Annotated in this window: 17 protein-coding genes; 8 read left to right on the top strand and 9 right to left on the bottom strand. The window is 66.1% G+C overall.

From position 1 onward, the window contains the following. Positions 1-45: 45 nt before the first annotated feature. Positions 46-1122 carry an ABC transporter ATP-binding protein gene (locus F8O06_RS01505; protein ID WP_158037144.1) on the top strand — a complete coding sequence of 359 codons (1077 nt, stop codon included), beginning with the start codon at positions 46-48 and terminating at the stop codon, positions 1120-1122. Here F8O06_RS01505 and rlmB read toward each other — a convergent pair. Genes rlmB through F8O06_RS01485 form a run of 4 tightly spaced genes read right to left on the bottom strand, consistent with a single transcriptional unit; the run spans position 1093 to position 4536 of the window. Continuing rightward, complete coding sequence (gene rlmB / locus F8O06_RS01500) at positions 1093-2079, bottom strand: 23S rRNA (guanosine(2251)-2'-O)-methyltransferase RlmB (RefSeq protein WP_158037143.1); 987 nt, start codon at positions 2077-2079, stop codon at positions 1093-1095. The genes F8O06_RS01505 and rlmB overlap by 30 nt on opposite strands. After that, positions 2079-3494 (bottom strand): cysteine--tRNA ligase, encoded by a 1416-nt coding sequence (gene cysS, locus F8O06_RS01495; RefSeq protein WP_158037142.1) that lies wholly within the window; start codon positions 3492-3494, stop codon positions 2079-2081. Before cysS ends, rlmB begins: the two co-directional genes overlap by 1 nt. 39 nt (positions 3495-3533) lie before the next feature. Next, a complete protein-coding gene (ispF, locus tag F8O06_RS01490) occupies positions 3534-4028 on the bottom strand; it encodes a 2-C-methyl-D-erythritol 2,4-cyclodiphosphate synthase (protein ID WP_158037141.1) in 495 nt (164 codons plus the stop codon). Positions 4029-4053: 25 nt separating this feature from the next. Next, complete coding sequence (locus tag F8O06_RS01485) at positions 4054-4536, bottom strand: CarD family transcriptional regulator (protein WP_158030239.1); 483 nt, start codon at positions 4534-4536, stop codon at positions 4054-4056. A 163-nt stretch (positions 4537-4699) separates the two neighbouring features. Between F8O06_RS01485 and F8O06_RS01480 the strand changes: the two genes are divergently transcribed. Next, positions 4700-5275: a hypothetical protein gene (locus F8O06_RS01480; protein WP_158037140.1), complete on the top strand. Its 576-nt coding sequence runs from the start codon at positions 4700-4702 to the stop codon at positions 5273-5275. Between the two features lie 30 nt (positions 5276-5305). Here F8O06_RS01480 and F8O06_RS01475 read toward each other — a convergent pair whose 3' ends face one another. Further along, the gene (locus tag F8O06_RS01475; RefSeq protein WP_158030241.1) at positions 5306-5992 is read right to left on the bottom strand and encodes a response regulator transcription factor; all 687 of its coding nucleotides are present in this window, start codon (positions 5990-5992) and stop codon (positions 5306-5308) included. 91 nt (positions 5993-6083) lie between these two features. Beyond that, positions 6084-7283 carry a sensor histidine kinase gene (locus tag F8O06_RS01470; RefSeq protein WP_192496790.1) on the bottom strand — a complete coding sequence of 400 codons (1200 nt, stop codon included), beginning with the start codon at positions 7281-7283 and terminating at the stop codon, positions 6084-6086. A gap of 166 nt (positions 7284-7449) precedes the next feature. Here F8O06_RS01470 and phoU point away from each other — a divergent pair, with 166 nt between their 5' ends. Then, on the top strand, positions 7450-8124 hold the full coding sequence (gene phoU / locus F8O06_RS01465; RefSeq protein WP_158037138.1) for a phosphate signaling complex protein PhoU: 675 nt from the start codon (positions 7450-7452) through the stop codon (positions 8122-8124). 85 nt (positions 8125-8209) lie between these two features. Here the strand turns inward: phoU and F8O06_RS01460 are convergent, their stop codons facing one another. The 3 genes from F8O06_RS01460 to F8O06_RS01450 form a co-directional block, all read right to left on the bottom strand. Further along, positions 8210-8968 carry a phosphoglyceromutase gene (locus tag F8O06_RS01460; protein WP_158037137.1) on the bottom strand — a complete coding sequence of 253 codons (759 nt, stop codon included), beginning with the start codon at positions 8966-8968 and terminating at the stop codon, positions 8210-8212. A gap of 65 nt (positions 8969-9033) precedes the next feature. Next, positions 9034-10113, bottom strand: coding sequence for a YgfZ/GcvT domain-containing protein (locus F8O06_RS01455; protein WP_158037136.1), 1080 nt, complete (start codon positions 10111-10113; stop codon positions 9034-9036). Beyond that, positions 10110-10730, bottom strand: coding sequence for an FABP family protein (locus F8O06_RS01450; protein WP_158037135.1), 621 nt, complete (start codon positions 10728-10730; stop codon positions 10110-10112). The genes F8O06_RS01455 and F8O06_RS01450 overlap by 4 nt, the downstream gene beginning before the upstream one ends. A gap of 255 nt (positions 10731-10985) precedes the next feature. On the opposite strand from F8O06_RS01450, the gene F8O06_RS01445 reads away from it, so the two are divergent. From F8O06_RS01445 to F8O06_RS01425, 5 genes are all read left to right on the top strand, one after another. Further along, positions 10986-11693, top strand: a complete 708-nt coding sequence (locus F8O06_RS01445) for a winged-helix domain-containing protein (protein WP_225733320.1) — start codon at positions 10986-10988, stop codon at positions 11691-11693. Continuing rightward, positions 11690-12580 carry a mycothiol synthase gene (gene mshD, locus F8O06_RS01440; RefSeq protein WP_158037134.1) on the top strand — a complete coding sequence of 297 codons (891 nt, stop codon included), beginning with the start codon at positions 11690-11692 and terminating at the stop codon, positions 12578-12580. Before F8O06_RS01445 ends, mshD begins: the two co-directional genes overlap by 4 nt. A gap of 7 nt (positions 12581-12587) precedes the next feature. Continuing rightward, positions 12588-14780 carry an RNA degradosome polyphosphate kinase gene (locus F8O06_RS01435; protein ID WP_158037133.1) on the top strand — a complete coding sequence of 731 codons (2193 nt, stop codon included), beginning with the start codon at positions 12588-12590 and terminating at the stop codon, positions 14778-14780. Beyond that, a complete protein-coding gene (locus F8O06_RS01430) occupies positions 14777-15733 on the top strand; it encodes an NUDIX hydrolase (protein WP_158037132.1) in 957 nt (318 codons plus the stop codon). Before F8O06_RS01435 ends, F8O06_RS01430 begins: the two co-directional genes overlap by 4 nt. 230 nt (positions 15734-15963) lie before the next feature. Next, positions 15964-17037 carry a phosphate ABC transporter substrate-binding protein PstS gene (locus tag F8O06_RS01425; RefSeq protein WP_158037131.1) on the top strand — a complete coding sequence of 358 codons (1074 nt, stop codon included), beginning with the start codon at positions 15964-15966 and terminating at the stop codon, positions 17035-17037. The last annotated feature ends 18 nt before the right edge of the window (positions 17038-17055 follow it).

Below are 17055 nucleotides of genomic sequence, written 5' to 3'. Positions count from 1 at the left end.
GTCACCCACTGCCTGGCGTCCCCGAGAATCGCGCATAATGAGACTATGCCCTCTCTGGTTTTGGAACGCGCCTCCTGCGTCTATCCGGGCGCGGCCGATCCCGCGGTGCGCGACATGTCGCTGTCTGTCGACGACGGAGCCTTTCTCACCCTCTTGGGCCAGAGCGGCTCAGGCAAGTCGACGCTGCTGCGCATGATCGCCGGCCTCGAAGAGACCGCCTCGGGCACTGTGCGCATCGACGGGCGAGAGGTCACACGCCTGCCCCCGAAACACCGCAACGTCGCCATGGTGTTTCAGAACTACGCGCTGTACCCGCAGATGTCAGTGCGCGACAACATCGCGTTCGCGCTGAAAGTCGCCGGCGTCGACCAGACCGAACGTGATCGCCGCGTCAGCGTGGTCGCCGACGGCCTCGATCTCGACGATCTGCTGAGTTCGTCACCGCACGAGCTCTCCGGCCGCGAGCGCCAGCGCGTCGCCGTGGGGCGGGCGCTCGCTCGCATCCCCGATCTACTGCTGCTCGACGAGCCCTTCACCAGCCTGCCCGCCGATGTGCGCCATCCACTGCTCAGCAGCATCCGCACTCTGGCTGCGCGACTCGGCGTCACCACGCTCTACGCGACCAGAGATCTCTCAGAGGCGGCGTTGCTCGACGAGCCCATCGCCGTGCTCGACGACGGCCGGCTGCACCAGATCGGTTCGCTCGCACATCTGCGCAGCCGACCAGAGGATCTCACCGTCGCCCAGACCGTCATCGACGAGCCGCTCACCTGCTGGACGGCCTCCGCCGAAGACGGCACGATCTGCGTCGGCGATCAGTGCCGCATCGTTCCGGGAGCAGACGGCCCGGTGGTGCTCGCGATCGCCTCGCGACACATGACGCTGAGCGACCAGCGCGAAGATCTCGGCGGCACGGTCGAACACATCGCACCGGGGCCCAACGGCGGGCACACACTCACCCTGCGCTTGGCCGACCGCGACCGCAGCGAGTGTCAGATGCGCACCGACGGCGTCAGGCTGCAGCCCGGTGACCGCGTGCGTCTAGCCGTCGCCGTCGAGCTCGCATGGGTGTTCCACGCCGACAGCGGACGACTACTCGCCGCTCCCGCTGCGCGCGGTTGAGACCGCATACATCGCAACAGCGGCGGCGATGCCGGCGTTCAGGCTCTCGACGCCGCTCGTGATCGGAATCGACACGATTTCGTCGCACGTCTCGCGCACCAGACGTGACAGCCCTTTGCCCTCCGAGCCCACAACGATCACCAGCGGATCGGTGGCGAGGTTGAGCTCGGGCAGCGACACGTCTCCGCCCCCGTCGAGACCGACGACGAACAGGCCGTCTTTCTTGAGCTGGCGCAGTGTCTGAGTGAGGTTGGGCACCATCGCCACATGCGTGCGCAGTGCGGCACCCGCCGAGGTCTTCCAGGCCGATGCCGTCACGCCGGCGCTGCGGCGCTCGGGGATGATGACGCCGTCAGCCCCGAAGGCTGCGACCGAACGGATGATCGCACCGAGATTCCTCGGATCGGTCACACCGTCGAGCGCGACGATGAGGGGCGCATGGTCGCTGGCCTGCGAGAGCAGGTCGTCGAGCTTCGCATACCGGTAGGGCGGCACCTGCAGTGCGATGCCCTGATGCACTGCACCCTCGCCGACCAGGCGGTCGAGTTCGTCTCGGGTGACGGTCGTCACAGGGATGCCGCGCCCGGTCGCGCGAGCGAGCGCGTCGCGAACGCGGTCGTCGGCGTCGATGTGCTCGGCCACATAGAGGGCGGTTGCGGGCACTTTGGCGACCAGGGCCTCGACGACCGAGTTGCGGCCACCGATCAGTTCGGTGTCGCGCTGCTTGTGCACAGTCGGCCGACCGGCGCGACTGCTCTGATGGCCGCGGTAGGGCTGTGCACCGGAGGCGGAGCGCTCGGCTCGGGCCTTCGCCTTGGCTTTGGGGTGATACGGCCGATCCTCAGCCTTCGGCGTCGGCCCACGGCCTTCGAGCTTCTTGCGCCCCTGACCGCCCGAGCCGGCCTGCGCGCCCTTCTTGTGTTTGCGCACGGCTCCCGCGCGACGACGTTCTGCCATCACTCCACACTCCATTTCGCCCCGTTGGGGGTGTCTTCGATCTGCAGCCCGGCTGCGATCAGCTCGTCACGGATGCGATCCGCAGCCGAGAAGTCCCGTTCATTCCGTGCCGTCGCACGCGCTTTGAGGCGCTCTGCCACCAGATGGTCGAGCACGCGTTCAGCCGCATCGTCACCGCCGGTCTCAGCGGCGAAGTCGTCGGGGTGCAGCCCCAGAACCCGCAGCATGGCTTCGACTGCAGCGCCGGCCTGGAGCGCCGTCGCCGCATCGCCATCAGCCAGAGCTGCGTTGCCGCGGCGCACCTGTTCGTGCAGCACGGCGAGTCCCAGCGGCACACCGAGGTCGTCGTCCATCGCCTCGACGAACGCCGTCGGCAGTGCGGCCCAGGGGTCTGCGCCGTCGTCCACGCCCTCGACGGTCTCATGCAGACGCTGCACGAACCCGTTGATGCGTCCGACAGCAGCAGCTGCCTCGTCCAGGGCACTCGGCGAGTACTCGAGCGTCGAGCGGTAGTGCGCAGAGCTGAGAAAGTATCGCACGGCCTGCGCCGGGGCGGCATCGAGCAGATCGGCTGCGAAGACCGAGTTGCCGAGCGACTTGCTCATCTTCTGGTCGCCGACGGCGACCAGACCATTGTGCACCCAGATGCGGGCGAACTCGAAGCCGGCGGCGGTCGACTGGGCCAGCTCGTTCTCGTGATGGGGGAAGCGCAGGTCGAGCCCGCCGCCGTGGATGTCGAAGGTCTCGCCCAGATACTGGGTCGACATCGCCGAGCACTCGATGTGCCAGCCAGGACGACCGCGCCCCCATGGGGAATCCCATGCGGCGGTCTCGGGCTCACCGGCCTTGTGCCCCTTCCACAGCGCGAAGTCTCTGGGATCACGTTTGCCCCGCGGATCTGCGTCTGCCGCGTCGGCCATGTCTTCGAGGCGTTGGTGGGTGAGCTCGCCGTAGGCCGGCCAGGACTTCGTGTCGAAGTACACATCGCCGCTGCCGTCTTCGGCTGCATAGGCATGACCGCGCTCGATCAGCCGTGCGATGATCTGCTGCATGCGCTGGATGTTGGCCGTGGCACGCGGCTCGTACGTCGGCGGCTGCACGCGCAGCCGGTCATATGCGTCGTTGAACAGCCGCTCGACCCGATAGGCCAGCGCCCACCAGGGTTCGCCGGTCTGCTCGGCGCCCGAGAGGATCTTGTCGTCGATGTCGGTGACGTTGCGAATCAGTGTGACCTCGAGTCCGCATGCCGTGGCCCACCGCCGCATGATGTCGTAGATCAGCGCCGATCGCAGGTGCCCGATGTGCGGCGCAGACTGCACAGTGGGGCCGCAGACGTAGATGCCGACCTGGCCGGGGTGCACCGGCCGCAGCTCGCGCAGGGCACGGCTCTTGGTGTCAAAAAGGTGAATCGTCACAGGGCAAGTCTACGTCGAAGGCTCAGATCGAAGACCAGGTCATCGTCGCAGCGTCGCGACCGCCTGGGCCAGCAGCCCGGCACCCGCCCCGATGACTCCGAGCCGGTCTGCGGTCGTCGCCGCGAACGACACCGGGGCCCCGACCAGCTCGGTGAGACGCTGCTCGGCCTCACGACGGCGGGGCGAGATCCGAGGCCGCTGAGTCATCACCTGCACGGCGACGTGTTCGACCCTCCAGCCGGCCTGTGCGACCAGCTGCAGCGTCTCGTGCAGAAAGACCTCGCTTCGGGCACCTGCATACTCGGGCCGATCGGTGCCGAAGTGCTCGCCCATATCACCCAGGCCCGCTGCAGAGAGCAGCGCGTCGCAGATGGCGTGCACGACTGCGTCGCCGTCGCTGTGCCCGGTGAGCGCAGGGGTGTCGGCCCAGTCGAGAGCCGCGAGGCGCAGGATGCCGGAGTCGCCGAACGCATGGACATCGCTGGCGATGCCGGTTCGCGTCGCGGAAGACGGAGCCTCGGGCGGAGTGGTCATCGAGGGAAGTTCAGAGGCTGCGGCCTCAGGAGGCCAGAACTTTGTCGAGCATCTCGCCGGCGCTGTCTTCGTCGGTCTTCTCGGCCAGGGCGAGCTCTGAGATGAGAATCTGACGAGCTTTGACGAGCATGCGCTTCTCACCCGCCGACAGGCCGCGATCCTGGTCGCGGCGCCACAGGTCGCGCACGACTTCGCTGACCTTGATGACGTCGCCGGAGGCCAGCTTCTCGACATTGGCCTTGTACCGACGCGACCAGTTGGTGGGCTCTTCGGTGAAGGGTTCGCGGAGCACGGCGAAGACGGTCTCGAGGCCCTTCTTGTCGATCACGTCACGAACGCCGACCTCTTCGACGCTGTCTGCAGGAACCTGAATCGTCAGGTCTCCCTGTGCGACCTCGAGCGTGAGATAGAGCTTCTCTTCGCCACGCACGGCACGCTTCTTGACCTCAGTGATCTTGGCTGCCCCGTGATGGGGGTAAACGACGACTTCGCCGACTTCAAAACGCATTGAATAACGCCCTCCGTAGGCCGCAAGGATACCATATTCATATGTCCGTTCCGCCGTGCCCGCCCAGAGTGACGAGAGACGCACAGAATTCGCGGTAGACTGACCGAGTACGTCTAGTATTTCACCGCCCGCGGCCGTGGGCGGGCACTACCGCGGAGGAAACGTGAGCATTCGCAGAGCATCTTTGGCCGCCCTCGTCGTCGCGCTGGTCTCGGTCGGAGCGGCCGGCTGCTCGTACGCGACGCCAGTCGCCACCGAGCGCACCTACAACGCCTCTGACGGCATCGTGATCGGCGTCGGCGACGTCACCCTGAGCAACATCGCTCTGATCTCTGATGACGAAGGCAGCCAGGCCCGACTCATCGGCCAGGTGGCCACCTCTGGAACCAAAGCGGCCAGCGTCACGCTGACCATCGAAGGCCAGCAGCCGATCAGCTGGAACGTCGAGCCGAACCAGCCGATCGATCTCGAGACCACCGAGAACGAGCACGTGCTCACCGATCTCGGCGCCAAGCCCGGCGCCACGCTGCGCGCGAAGGCGACCGCTGACGGCCAGACCGAAGATCAGAAGACCATTCCGGTCATCGCCGGGCACCTCAAGGAGTACTCGTCATTGGTGCCGAGCAGCGAGCCCAGCTCGCCTGCTGCGATCTCGTCGTCCGAGACGCCGTCGCCGAACGGGAGCACCGCATCCACCGCGCCGAACGAAGCCGCGACGCCGTCGCACACAACGCACTGACCGGCTCATCGCCGGCGGGCGCGCGAGACGTCACGCCTCGAGTTTGTACCCCAAACCCCGAACCGTCACCAGACGCTGCGGGTGTTTGGGGTCTTTCTCTATCTTCGAGCGGATGCGCTTGACATGCACGTCCAAGGTCTTGGTGTCGCCGAAGTAGTCGGGCCCCCACACCTGGTCGATCAGCTGGCCTCGAGTCAGCACACGGCCCACGTTCTCAGCGAGGTAGGCCAACAGCTCGAACTCCTTCAGCGGCAGATAGACCTCGCCGCCCTCGACGCTGACCACATGCGAATCAAGGTCGATGCGAATGCCGCCGGCCTCGATGACCGTGATCTCATCGCCGCCGACGTCGGCCCCGCCGCTGCGCCGCAGCACTGCGCGCACGCGAGCCAGCAGTTCCTGAGATGAGTAGGGCTTGGTCACATAGTCGTCTGCGCCGACCTCCAGGCCGAGCACCGTGTCGAGCTCGGTGTCTTTCGCGGTGAGCATGATGACGGGGACGTCCGAGGTCTGGCGGATCTGCCGACAGACGTCGAGACCGTTCATGCCCGGCAGCATGAGGTCGAGCAGAATGAGATCCGGCTCGACTTGGGCGAAGGCCTCGAGAGCCTTGAGACCGTCGTGCGCGACCGTGACCTCATAGCCCTCGCGTCGCAGCAGGTATGTCAGGGGCTCGCTGATCGACGGTGCGTCCTCGACTAGCAGCAGGTGCGTCAACGTGTCTTCCTCTCGTCGCGCGGCGGCAGCAGGCCGCCATCTTGCCAGAACTGGCTCTGGCATCTGTTGAACAGGGGGCGGATGTCAGAGGTCACGGCCGCCGCACCACCACGGGAGCAGCTGTGGGCGTCTCGCGATCGGTGCCGATCACCTGCCCGGTCAGGTCTCCGCTGCGCGGAAGATTCAGGGTGAAGCTCGAGCCGATGCCGACCCTGGACCAGACACTGACCGTGCCACCGTGGGTGCGGGCGACATGCTTGACGATGCTGAGCCCCAGACCGGTGCCCCCTGTGCCGGTGGAGCGCACCCGCGCAGGGTCGACTCGATAGAAGCGTTCGAAGATGCGTGACTGCTGCGCCTTCGAGATGCCCTCGCCTTTGTCGGTGACGACGATCGAGACGCCATCATCACGACCTGAGGCCAGCACACCGACGTCACTCCCCTGGGGCGAGTACTCGATGGCGTTCGTGAGCAGATTGGCGACCGCAGAGACCAGGGACTTCTCGTCGCCCTCGATGCTGAGATCGCCCTCTGTGCGCGCGGAGAGGCTGACCCCTTTGCGCTGTGCCGTCACCTGCGCAGTGGCTATTGCCGCGTCGACCACCGCCGCCAGATTGACGTCGGAGAACTGCGTACGCTGATCGAGCTCGCTCTCGATGCGACTCAACGAGAGGATGTCTCCGACCATGTCGCTCAGTCGCTGCGTCTCGGAACGCAGCTGCCGGGCGAACCGACCCACCATCTCAGGGTCGTCCGCAGAATCGGCGAGAGCCTCGCTGAGCAGCAGCACCGCGGCGATGGGCGTCTTCAGCTCGTGACTGACGTTTGTCGTGAAGTCGCGGCGCATGGCCTCGACCAGCACCTCTTGGGTGCGGTCTTCGACGACGACGAGAATGTACCGGTTGCCCAGCACCGAGACGTGCGTGGTGACGTGGCTGTCTGCCCGATCGCCGCGGCCGCGGCGCAGCACGAGCTCCTGCTGCACTGCGGTACCGGTCTCTCTGACCTGGTCGATGTCATGGGTGATCTCGTCGAGCACCACACGTCGGCCGGAGACGATGCCCAACGGCTTGAGTGACGGAGTGGTCAGCAGTACCTCGTTCGACGCGTTCACGACGAAGGCGGGAAAGGGCAGAGCCTCCAGCGACTGCACGACGCCGTCGGGCAGAATCTGAGCGACCATATACCGACCGCGTTCGCCCTTCTGATACGAGCGAAAGAGCAGCAGCCCGACGGTCGTCGCCACGAGCGCGCCGACCATTGCGGCGAGAACGACCGTCCAAAGACCCATGGGCACCATTCTAGGCAAGGAGGTTGGCGCAGAATCGTCACGGCCGTCGCATGGTAAGCTGCCGGTTCGTTCGTGTTCAGCGTCACTTCACCGGTTGTTCACTTCACTCCGAGATGATCAGCAGCGTTGTTCAGCATCGCTGACCCGTCACGTCGTTAGGAATCCCGTGCGCATCGTTTTCCAGCAGGAGCTCGAAGAGGTCCAGGGCAAGCTCGTCGAGATCTCGACACTCGTCTCCGAGGCCATCGAGAAGGCCGTCACCGCATTCAACGAGTCGAATGTGCATCTCGCCGAAGAGGTCATCGACAACGACGACCGCATCGACGAGCTCGCCTCCGATCTCACCGAGCTCTCAATCATGATCCTCGCCAAGCAGCAGCCGGTTGCGCGAGATCTTCGCACCATCGTGAGCACTCTGCGCATCACCGCATCGGTCGAACGCATGGGCGACCTCGCCGCGCACGTCGCCCAGCTGGCCAGGTACCGCTTTCCCGATCGCGTCGTTCCCGGCGATCTGCGCGACACCTTCATGCGCCTCGGCGCACTCGACGTCGCCATCGCCAAGAAGGTGCCGGAGCTCCTGGCCACCCAGGATCTCGAGCTCGCCGAGGCGATCCGTCAGGCCGACGACGAGGTCGACGCACTGCACAAGCATGTGTTCGACACCGTGCTCTCTGACGAGTGGAAGAACGCTGCGCTCGACACCGTCGACGTGACCCTCGCCAGCCGCTACCATGAGCGCTTCGCCGACCACGCGGTCAACATCGCCAACATGGTCATCTATCTGGCCACAGGCGACTGGGCGAACGAGGGCGACGAGAGCGACAGCAGCACGCTCTGATCGCCTCGCCCAGAGGCGACAGTCAGAAGAGGGCCCCGACACTGCTCAGTACAGTGTCGGGGCCCTCTTCTGACAGCTCAGCTGGTCACTGCTGTTTGCGCCCCTGAGCGGCAACGGCGGCAGCACCGGCCGCGGCGGCTTCGGGGTCGAGATACTCGCCGCCCGGCACGAGGGGGCGCAGCTCCTCGTTCAGACGGTAGACCAGAGGGATGCCCGTCGGAATGTTCAGCTTGGCGATCTCGTCGTCAGGCACCTGATCAAGGTGCTTGACGAGCGCACGCAGCGAATTGCCGTGCGCCGTGACCAGCACGGTGCGGCCGGCTGCGAGATCGGGCACGATGGCATCCTGCCAGTACGGCACCAGTCGCCCCAGCACGTCTTTGAGGCACTCCGATCGCGGCACGCGCTCGAGCAGCCCGTAGCGGGGATCGTTCGTCTGGGCGTACTCGTCGTCTTCGGCGATCTCAGGAGGCGCGATGTCGTACGAGCGGCGCCAGGTCATGAACTTCTCTTCGCCGTACTTCTCGAGGGTCTCACTCTTGTTCTTGCCCTGCAGCGCGCCATAGTGGCGCTCGTTCAGACGCCAGGAACGGCGCACGTCGATCCAGTGACGATCCGCTGCCTCCAGCGCGAGATTCGCCGTCTTGATCGCACGTTTGAGCACAGACGTATGCACGACGTCAGGCAGCACACCCGCCTCGGCGAGCAGCTCGCCTGCGTGCCGTCCCTCTTCGACACCCTTCTCGGACAGGTCGGCGTCGACCCACCCGCAGAAGAGATTCAGCTTGTTCCATTCACTGTTGCCGTGGCGCAGCAGCACCAACGTGCGCGTCTCTTGAGTCATGCGACAAGTCTACCCGGCCGGCCCGCTCCTAACGCCGCTCGAACGTCGCGCCTCGACGTCGTAGGTCAGTGCGCCCGGCGACGCGCCCGACGCAGATCGCGTACGGCAGAGGCGGCCAGTCCTCCGGCATCCGCCGGCACGATCGCCTCTTGACGAGCGACCATCGTCTCGTCGCCGTGCTGCACGGTCAGCTCGGCGTCGAGAGCGAGCCCGCGTCGCACCACCGCGAGCGCGACGGGCCCCATCTCCCAGTGCATGCCGCCGGTCGTGACCGTGCCGACCTGCTGGTCTCCTGCCAGCACGGCGTCGCCGTGTTCGACCCAGGTGTCACTGCCGTCGAGCTGCAGCAGCACGAGCCGCCGCGGCGGGTGACCCAGATTGTGCACCTTGGCGATCGTCTCCTGACCCGGATAGCAGCCTTTGTCGAGATGCACTGCGCTGCGCAGCCAGTCGAGCTCATGCGGAATCGTGCGGTCGTCGACTTCGTCGGCCTCACGCGGGCGGGCAGCCGCGATGCGCAGCGCCTGCCAGGCGTCGCCGCCGGAACGGCGCACTTCAGCGTCGTCGAGCAGCGTCTTCGCCTCGGCACGCCGGCTGCCGTCGACGAAGGCGATGCGCCAGGTCCACGTCTCATACTCGACTGTCTCAGCGTCGGCGTACTGCCAGCCTCCGACAGCCAGGTGCGCCCACGGGTCGCACCAGACGAAGTCGGCGAGCTGTTCGAGCGCCGGCTGCCAGTCACGGCCGTTGACGGCGAACCAGCCGACCTGCGCAAAACGCGAGGTGGCATCCTCGGCATCGACCCGCAGCATGAAGCGCATCTTGCGCACCCACTCGACCACGCGCTCGGCACCACCGCGCTCGGGCAGCAGCCAGATGTCGTCATCGGCGCCGCCGACGGCACCGACGGCGAACTGCACATGGCCGGCGGCATCGAGCAGCAGAGCCTCATCGCTGGCGCCTGCGGGCAGGGATCCGACGTCACGAGAGAGCAGCACGTTGAGAAAGCGCTCGCGATCGGCGCCGGTCACGTGAACGACGTCACGCGTGGGGATGCTCAGCACCGCCCGCCCCGTGATCAGCCGATGCTGCTCGCCGAGGGGGTCACCGAGCTGTCGGGGCTCGAGCGGTGCGCGGGAGGTCACTCAGCGGCTCCCGCATCTGCCCCGGAGGCACTGCGTCGAGCCAGCACACCCGAGGCCATCGAGGCCATCGGCCGGCCGAACGCGGCGATGTCCCACGCCCACATCAGCTGGCCGTCGACCAGGCCGTACATGCGTTCGGCGGCGGTATAGAGACGCGACTCTGCCGGGCGCAGCACGGCATCAGTGCCGATCTGCACGCGGGGCCCGTTGATGGTGCCGACATAGAGCTCGCTGATGCCGTCAGGGTGCAGCACGCTCACCTCGAGCGGAAACCCGGTCTCAGAGCGCAGCTCGTCGACGTCGTCGATGGTGCGTGCGGCACCGTCGGCTCCGGGCAGCAGCGCAGGCCCGTGATCAGCAGGCCGCTCGGGCGCGGCCAGGCGCCAGTAACCGGTTTCTGTCGTCAGCGGGGTGCGCTCATCGTCGAGCAGCCAGTAGTACGAGTTGTAGTGCAGGTCAGCCAGGCCCTCATTGGTGAAGCTGACACGCTGCCCAAATTCGTATTCGACGTGGTCTTCGTCGACCCCGTAGCTGACGACGCCAGTGCCCTCCCACACGCCGATCAGCCAGCTGAGCGGGTTGACCTCGGCGGGCAGCCCCTCTGGGATGTCAAACACGCTCAGCGCTGACCCTTGAAGAGCTTGACCAGCACGGTCACCGACACGAAGGCGATCGCGAGGCTGGCCAGTGCGAGCAGGCCGACGAAGAAAATCTCAAGTGCAACGATTCCGTCCATGCCAGCAGTCTAACCCGTTCCGCACCCCCTCGCGCACGTCCCGAGCAGGGGTATGGATGCGGCTGAGACGCGGCGCTGACGCCGATCGCCCCAGCCTCGACTATGATGAGGTCAACTTTCCCCAGGAAGGCCCCCAGTGTCGAAGCTCGTCGTTCTCACCAGCATGAAAGACGGCGTGCTGCCCGCTCTCACCCTGCTCAGCCACCAGGTCACGACCGTGCAGCCGTCGAGCAGCAGCGTCATGTCATGCATCGACGCCGACGTCGTTCTCGTCGACGCTCGGGCCGACCTGCCTGCCGCGAGACAGTTCTGCTCGCTGATGGCCGCCTCTCATCTCGATGTCGCGGTCATTCTGGTCGTGACCGAAGGCGGACTCGCCGCGATCAGCCGCGACTGGGGCGCATCCGACTTCATTCTGTCGACCGCCGGGCCGGCCGAAATCGACGCTCGCATACGTCTGGCCCGGCGCATCAGCGCAGCCGTCGAGCAGGACGGCCCCTCGGTCATCCGCGCTGCCGGGCTCACCATCGACGAAGCCAGCTACTCGGCGCGCATCAACGGCAAACCGCTCGATCTCACGTACAAAGAGTTCGAGCTGCTGCGCTTTCTCGCCGGCCGCCCCGGCCGAGTGTTCACCCGCGAGCAACTGCTCAGCGAAGTCTGGGGCTACGACTACTTCGGCGGTACGCGAACAGTGGACGTGCACGTGCGTCGTCTGCGCGCCAAGCTCGGCGAGCTCGACTCGCTGATCGGCACCGTGCGCAACGTGGGCTATCGCTTCAACCCGGTCGATCAAGAGCGCCCCATAGCCGCGGCGAACGGCGCCAGCGGAGCGGGCTTGTGATCGTCTCGGCGATCGACGGGCCACGGCCGGTGCGCCACGCCGACCTGCGAGCGCTGCGCGACCTCGCCGCACGAGCGTTCCAGGCTGACGGAGCCCAGCCCTTCAACGACCACTCATGGAGCCAGCTGAGCGAGGGTCAGGCCCGCGTGGCACTGATACACGCCGACGAGAAGACGCTGGCTGCCGCCGCAGTCGTCACCGGCGACGAATTCGAGCTCGTGGTCGCCCCTGACGCGCGCCGACAGGGGCTCGGCAGGCGACTGTGGCAGGCAGCGGTCGGCGCCGGCGGACGCCTCGTCTGGGCCCACGGGGGGCTTGACGAGGCTCGGGCGCTCGCCACGGCATGCGGCGCCGTCGCGATTCGCGAGCTGCTGCTGATGCAGCTGCCGCACCATGCGCTGCTGGAGCTGACCGATTCCGACGCACCTACCCGGACGCTGCCAGACGGGCTCGAGCTGCGGACCATGCAGACCGGCCGCGACGAGCAGGCCTGGCTCGATCTGAATGCGCGGGCCTTCGCAGCGCATCCAGAGCAGGGCCAGATCACCGCTGACGATCTCGCCGCGCTGCAGCGCGAGAGCTGGTACTCGCCCGACGACGTGCTGCTGCTCTGGCAGGCTGACGAACTTGTCGGGTTCAACTGGACGAAGATAGCCCCCGGCCCCGACGGCAGACCCGAGGGCGAGATCTACGCGATCGCGGTGAGCCCCGACCACAGCGGACGCGGTCTCGGACGGGTGCTCATGGAGCACGGCCTTCGCCATCTGGCAGAGAGCGTCGCCGACGTGTCGCTGTATGTCGAAGCAGACAATGCGCCTGCCCTCGCGCTGTACCGGCGACTCGGTTTCGAAGAGCGTTCACGAGATATTCATTGGCAGGTGAGATGATTGAGGAATGAGCGAACCGTCACAGCAGACTAAGACGAAGAACAGCCAGGGGAAGAGCACCGTCACAGAGCCTTCGCCCACGGCCGCAGCAGAGCCGAAGAGCGCACAGCTGCCACCTGACCGCTATCTGGATCGAGAGCTCTCGTGGCTGGGGTTCAACGAGCGCGTGCTGGAGCTGGCCGCAGACCCCGGACTGCAGCTGCTCGAGCGAGCTTCGTTTCTGGCCATCTTCGCGAACAACCTCGACGAGTTCTTCATGGTGCGCGTCGCCGGCCTGAAGCGCCGCGTGGCACTCGGCATCGCCGTTCCCGCCGTTTCGGGCTACGCCCCGCTCGAGCTGCTCAGCGCGATCTCGAAAGAGGCACACCGTCTGCAGGAGCGTCAGTCGAGCATCCTGCACGAGCACGTTCTGCCAGAGCTCGAGAAGGTCGGCATCGGCATCTCGCACTTCGACGACCTCGATCAGGCCGACCGCGCTCGTCTGCGCACCTACTTCGATGAGAAGGTCTTTCCGATCCTGACCCCGTTGGCGGTCGATTCGGCGCATCCCTTCCCGTACATCTCCGGCCTCTCGCTCAACTTGGCCGTGATCGTGCGCAACCCCACGACGAACAAGCGCGAGTTCGCCCGCGTCAAAGTGCCGCAGTCACTGCCCCGCTTCATTCGCGTCGGCGAGATCGGCGACGCACAGACGCATTTCGTCCCGTTGGAAGAGCTCATCTCTGCGCATCTCGACCAGCTCTTCCCCGGCATGGAGGTTGTCGAGTCGCACGCCTTCCGCGTCACTCGCAACGAAGACCTCGAGGTCGACGAAGACGAGGCGGAGAATCTGCTGCAGGCGCTTGAGAAAGAGCTTCTGCGCCGCCGTTTCGGCCCGCCGGTTCGCCTCGAGGTGGCCAGCGACATCAACCCGACGATCCTCGAGCTGCTGGTCAGCGAACTGGGCGTGCAGAACGAAGACGTCTACAAGCTGCGCGAGCCGCTCGACCTCACCGGCCTGTTCGCCATCTCGGGGCTGAACAGACCCGAGCTGCACTACCCTGTCGCCGTTCCCGTCACCAATCGCTTTCTGCAGGACATCGAGCCGCATCAGCACGCCGAGTTCTTCGGGGCGATTCGCAAGCAGGACATCCTGCTGCATCACCCCTACGAGTCGTTCGCGACCAGCGTGCAGGCGTTCCTGGAGCATGCTGCGGCTGACCCGACCGTGCTCGCCATCAAGCAGACGCTGTACCGAACCTCGGGCGACAGCCCGATCGTGCAGGCACTGATCGACGCGGCTGACGCAGGCAAGCAGGTGCTTGCCCTCGTCGAGATCAAAGCACGCTTCGACGAGGCCAACAACATCTCGTGGGCGCGCAAGCTCGAACGCGCAGGCGTGCACGTCGTCTACGGTCTGGTCGGGCTGAAGACGCACTGCAAGCTCTCGCTCGCCGTGCGCGAAGAAGAGGGCCGTCTGGTGCGCTACAGCCACGTCGGCACCGGAAACTACAACCCGAAGACCGCACGTCTCTACGAAGACCTCGGCCTGCTCACCGCCTCCGAGGAGGTCGGAGCCGACCTGGGCCGGCTGTTCAATCACCTCTCGGGATACTCGGCCGAGTCGGACTACAACCGTCTGCTGGTCGCCCCCAAGACCATTCGCACGGGCCTGATCGATCTGGTCGACCAAGAGATCGCGCATGCACGCGCAGGCAAGACGAGCGGCATCAAGATCAAGGTCAACTCGCTGGTCGACGAGCAGATCATCGATTCGCTCTATCGTGCCAGCCAGGCCGGCGTTCCCGTCGAGGTCTGGGTGCGCGGCATCTGCGCACTCAAGCCGGGCGAGCCGGGGCTCAGCGAGAACATCACCGTGCGCTCGGTGCTCGGTCGCTTTCTCGAGCACTCGCGAATCTTCTGGTTCGCGAACGAGGGCGACCCGATCGTGTACATCGGCAGCGCCGACATGATGCATCGCAACCTCGATCGTCGTGTCGAGGCGCTCGTGCGGCTGGTCGACCCCGACCAGATCTCAGAGCTCACCGATCTGCTCGCGATGGGTGTCGCCGACACTACCTCGTCATGGCACCTCAGCGCAGACGGCAGCTGGAAACGTCACTACCTCGACGATCACGGCAACCGGCTGCTCGATGTGCAGGAGGAGCTCCTGCGCATCGCCGCGACGCGCAAGGCTCGGGCCCGGGCGAAGCGCAAATGATCGTCGCCGCCGGAGTGCTCTGCTGGCGACGCATCGCCGGCGAGCCCTACATTCTGGTCATCCACCGCGCTGCCCATGATGACTACTCGTTTCCCAAGGGCAAACAGGACCCAGGCGAGAGCGTGCCTGAGACGGCCATTCGCGAGCTGCGCGAAGAGAGCCGGATTCGGGCCGCTCTCGGGCCGTATCTCGACGCCGTGCACTATCACGTCGGGGGCAAGCCCAAGGTCGTGCACTACTGGACCTCTCAGATCTCTGCCGAGCAGGTCAAAGACAGTGCGAAGCACTTCTCGCCGAATCATGAGGTCGACGAGCTGCTCTGGCTGCCCTTCGCAGAAGCGCAGCGACTGCTGACCTACGACTTCGACCGCGAGCTGCTCACTCGACTCGAGGGTCAGCTGCCCACACTCGACCGCCCGATCCTCACGGTGGGGGTGCTGCGACACGCCAAGGCCACATCCCGTGTCGACTGGAGCAAAGGCGAGGCCAGCCGCCCGCTGACCTCGCACGGACAGTCCCAGTCCACACACCTGACTGCGCTGCTGCAGTGCTGGGGAGCGTTCCAGCAGATCGTGACGAGCCCGTGGCAGCGCTGTCTGTCGACAGTGCAGCCGTATGCGACAGCCTGCGGAACGCGCGTGCGTCGTGCCAGCGAACTCACCGAGACCGACTATGCCACCGACCCCGAGGCCTCGGAGCATCTGGTCACCGACGTCGTCTCGCAGGGGCGTTCGGCTCTCTTCTGCACCCACCGGCCGGTGCTTCCGGGCGTACTCTCAGCAGTCGGCGCGCTCATCGACGAACCGGCCCGCGCCCTGCTGCTCTCACACGCCACGCTGGCACCAGCAGAGCTGGTGATCGCGCAGATCGCCCAGACGGGCGACGCCGAGCACCCGTTCGAACTCGTCACGGTGGCGACCTACGCTCCCTTCGACGAAGAGAATGAGAGCTGACCTGCCTGGCCGCTGAGCGAGCACGGCAACCTGCCCGGGGCATCCCTCCACGAGATGACCCGGGCAGACTGCTCTCTGCACAGAGTTACTCGACGACCTGAACGGCCCACCGTCGTTCACCTCCCGTTAAGACGCTGGTGAGAATCCCGACACCGAGCCTCCGTAGGTTGAGAGTCGAACCGGGCCGCTTCTCACTGCGGCCGCATGCAAGAAACCTGAAAGGGTACATCGTGAAGAAGACTCGCCTCATCCAGGCCGCCGCACTGCTCGGCGTCGCCGCTATCTCGCTGTCGGCCTGCGCCAGCAACGAGAGCGGCAGCAGCTCATCGACCTCTTCGCTGAGCGGTCAGATCAGCGGCTCGGGAGCTTCGAGCCAGAGCGGCGCGCAGGAGGCATGGAAGGCCGGCTTCACCGCTGCGAACTCGGGCGTGACCGTCAACTACGACCCCGAGGGCTCGGGCGCAGGCCGAAAGGCGTTCATCGGCGGCACCGCCGACTTCGCGGGCAGTGACGCCGCTGTCAGCACCGATGAGCTGGCCGGCAAGTTCGCCGCCTGCAAGACCAGTGACATCGTCGAGATTCCCGCGTACATCTCGCCCATCGCCGTGGCCTTCAAGCTCAACGGTATCGACTCGCTGAGCTTGGACGCTCCGACGATCACCAAGATCTTCGCCGGTCAGATCACCAAGTGGAACGATCCGGCCATCGCCGACCTCAACTCGGGCGTCGACCTGCCCGACACCACCATCAAGGTGATCTTCCGCGGCGACGAGTCGGGCACCACTAAGAACTTCCTGAACTACCTGAAGTCAGAGGCCGCTGACGCCTTCGGCGGCGCAGAGGTCGGCGAGACCTTCCCCTTCGCCTCAAACCCGAACGCACAGTCGGCTCAGAAGACCCAGGGTGTCAAGCAGGCGCTGAGCAGCGCAGAGGGTGCCATCGGCTACCTCGACGCCTCTCAGGCCGGCGACCTCGGCACTGTCGCCGTCAACGGCGTCAAGTACTCGGCCGACGCTGCCGCCAAGATCGTCGAGCACTCGAAGCTCGTCGACGGCCGTGGCGACGCCGACCTGGCGTACAAGCTCGACTACAGCGTCGAGGGCGCCTACCCGATCGTGCTCGTCAGTTACCTGATCGGCTGCCAGGAGTACCAGACCGAGGGCAAGGGCGAACTCGTCAAGGCGTACTTCGAGTACGTCATCAGCGCCGACGGCCAGAAGCAGGCTGCCGACCATGCCGGTTCTGCTCCGCTGAGCGACGCCGTCACTGAGAAGGCCAAGACCGCGGTCAACGCGATCAAGTAGTCCGAAACACCCGGCTCG

The organism is Pseudoclavibacter sp. CFCC 14310 (genome assembly GCF_008831165.1).
Classification (GTDB): domain Bacteria; phylum Actinomycetota; class Actinomycetes; order Actinomycetales; family Microbacteriaceae; genus Pseudoclavibacter_A.
Note: the sequence above shows the minus strand (reverse complement) of the source record. Positions and strands in the feature narration are given on the sequence as shown.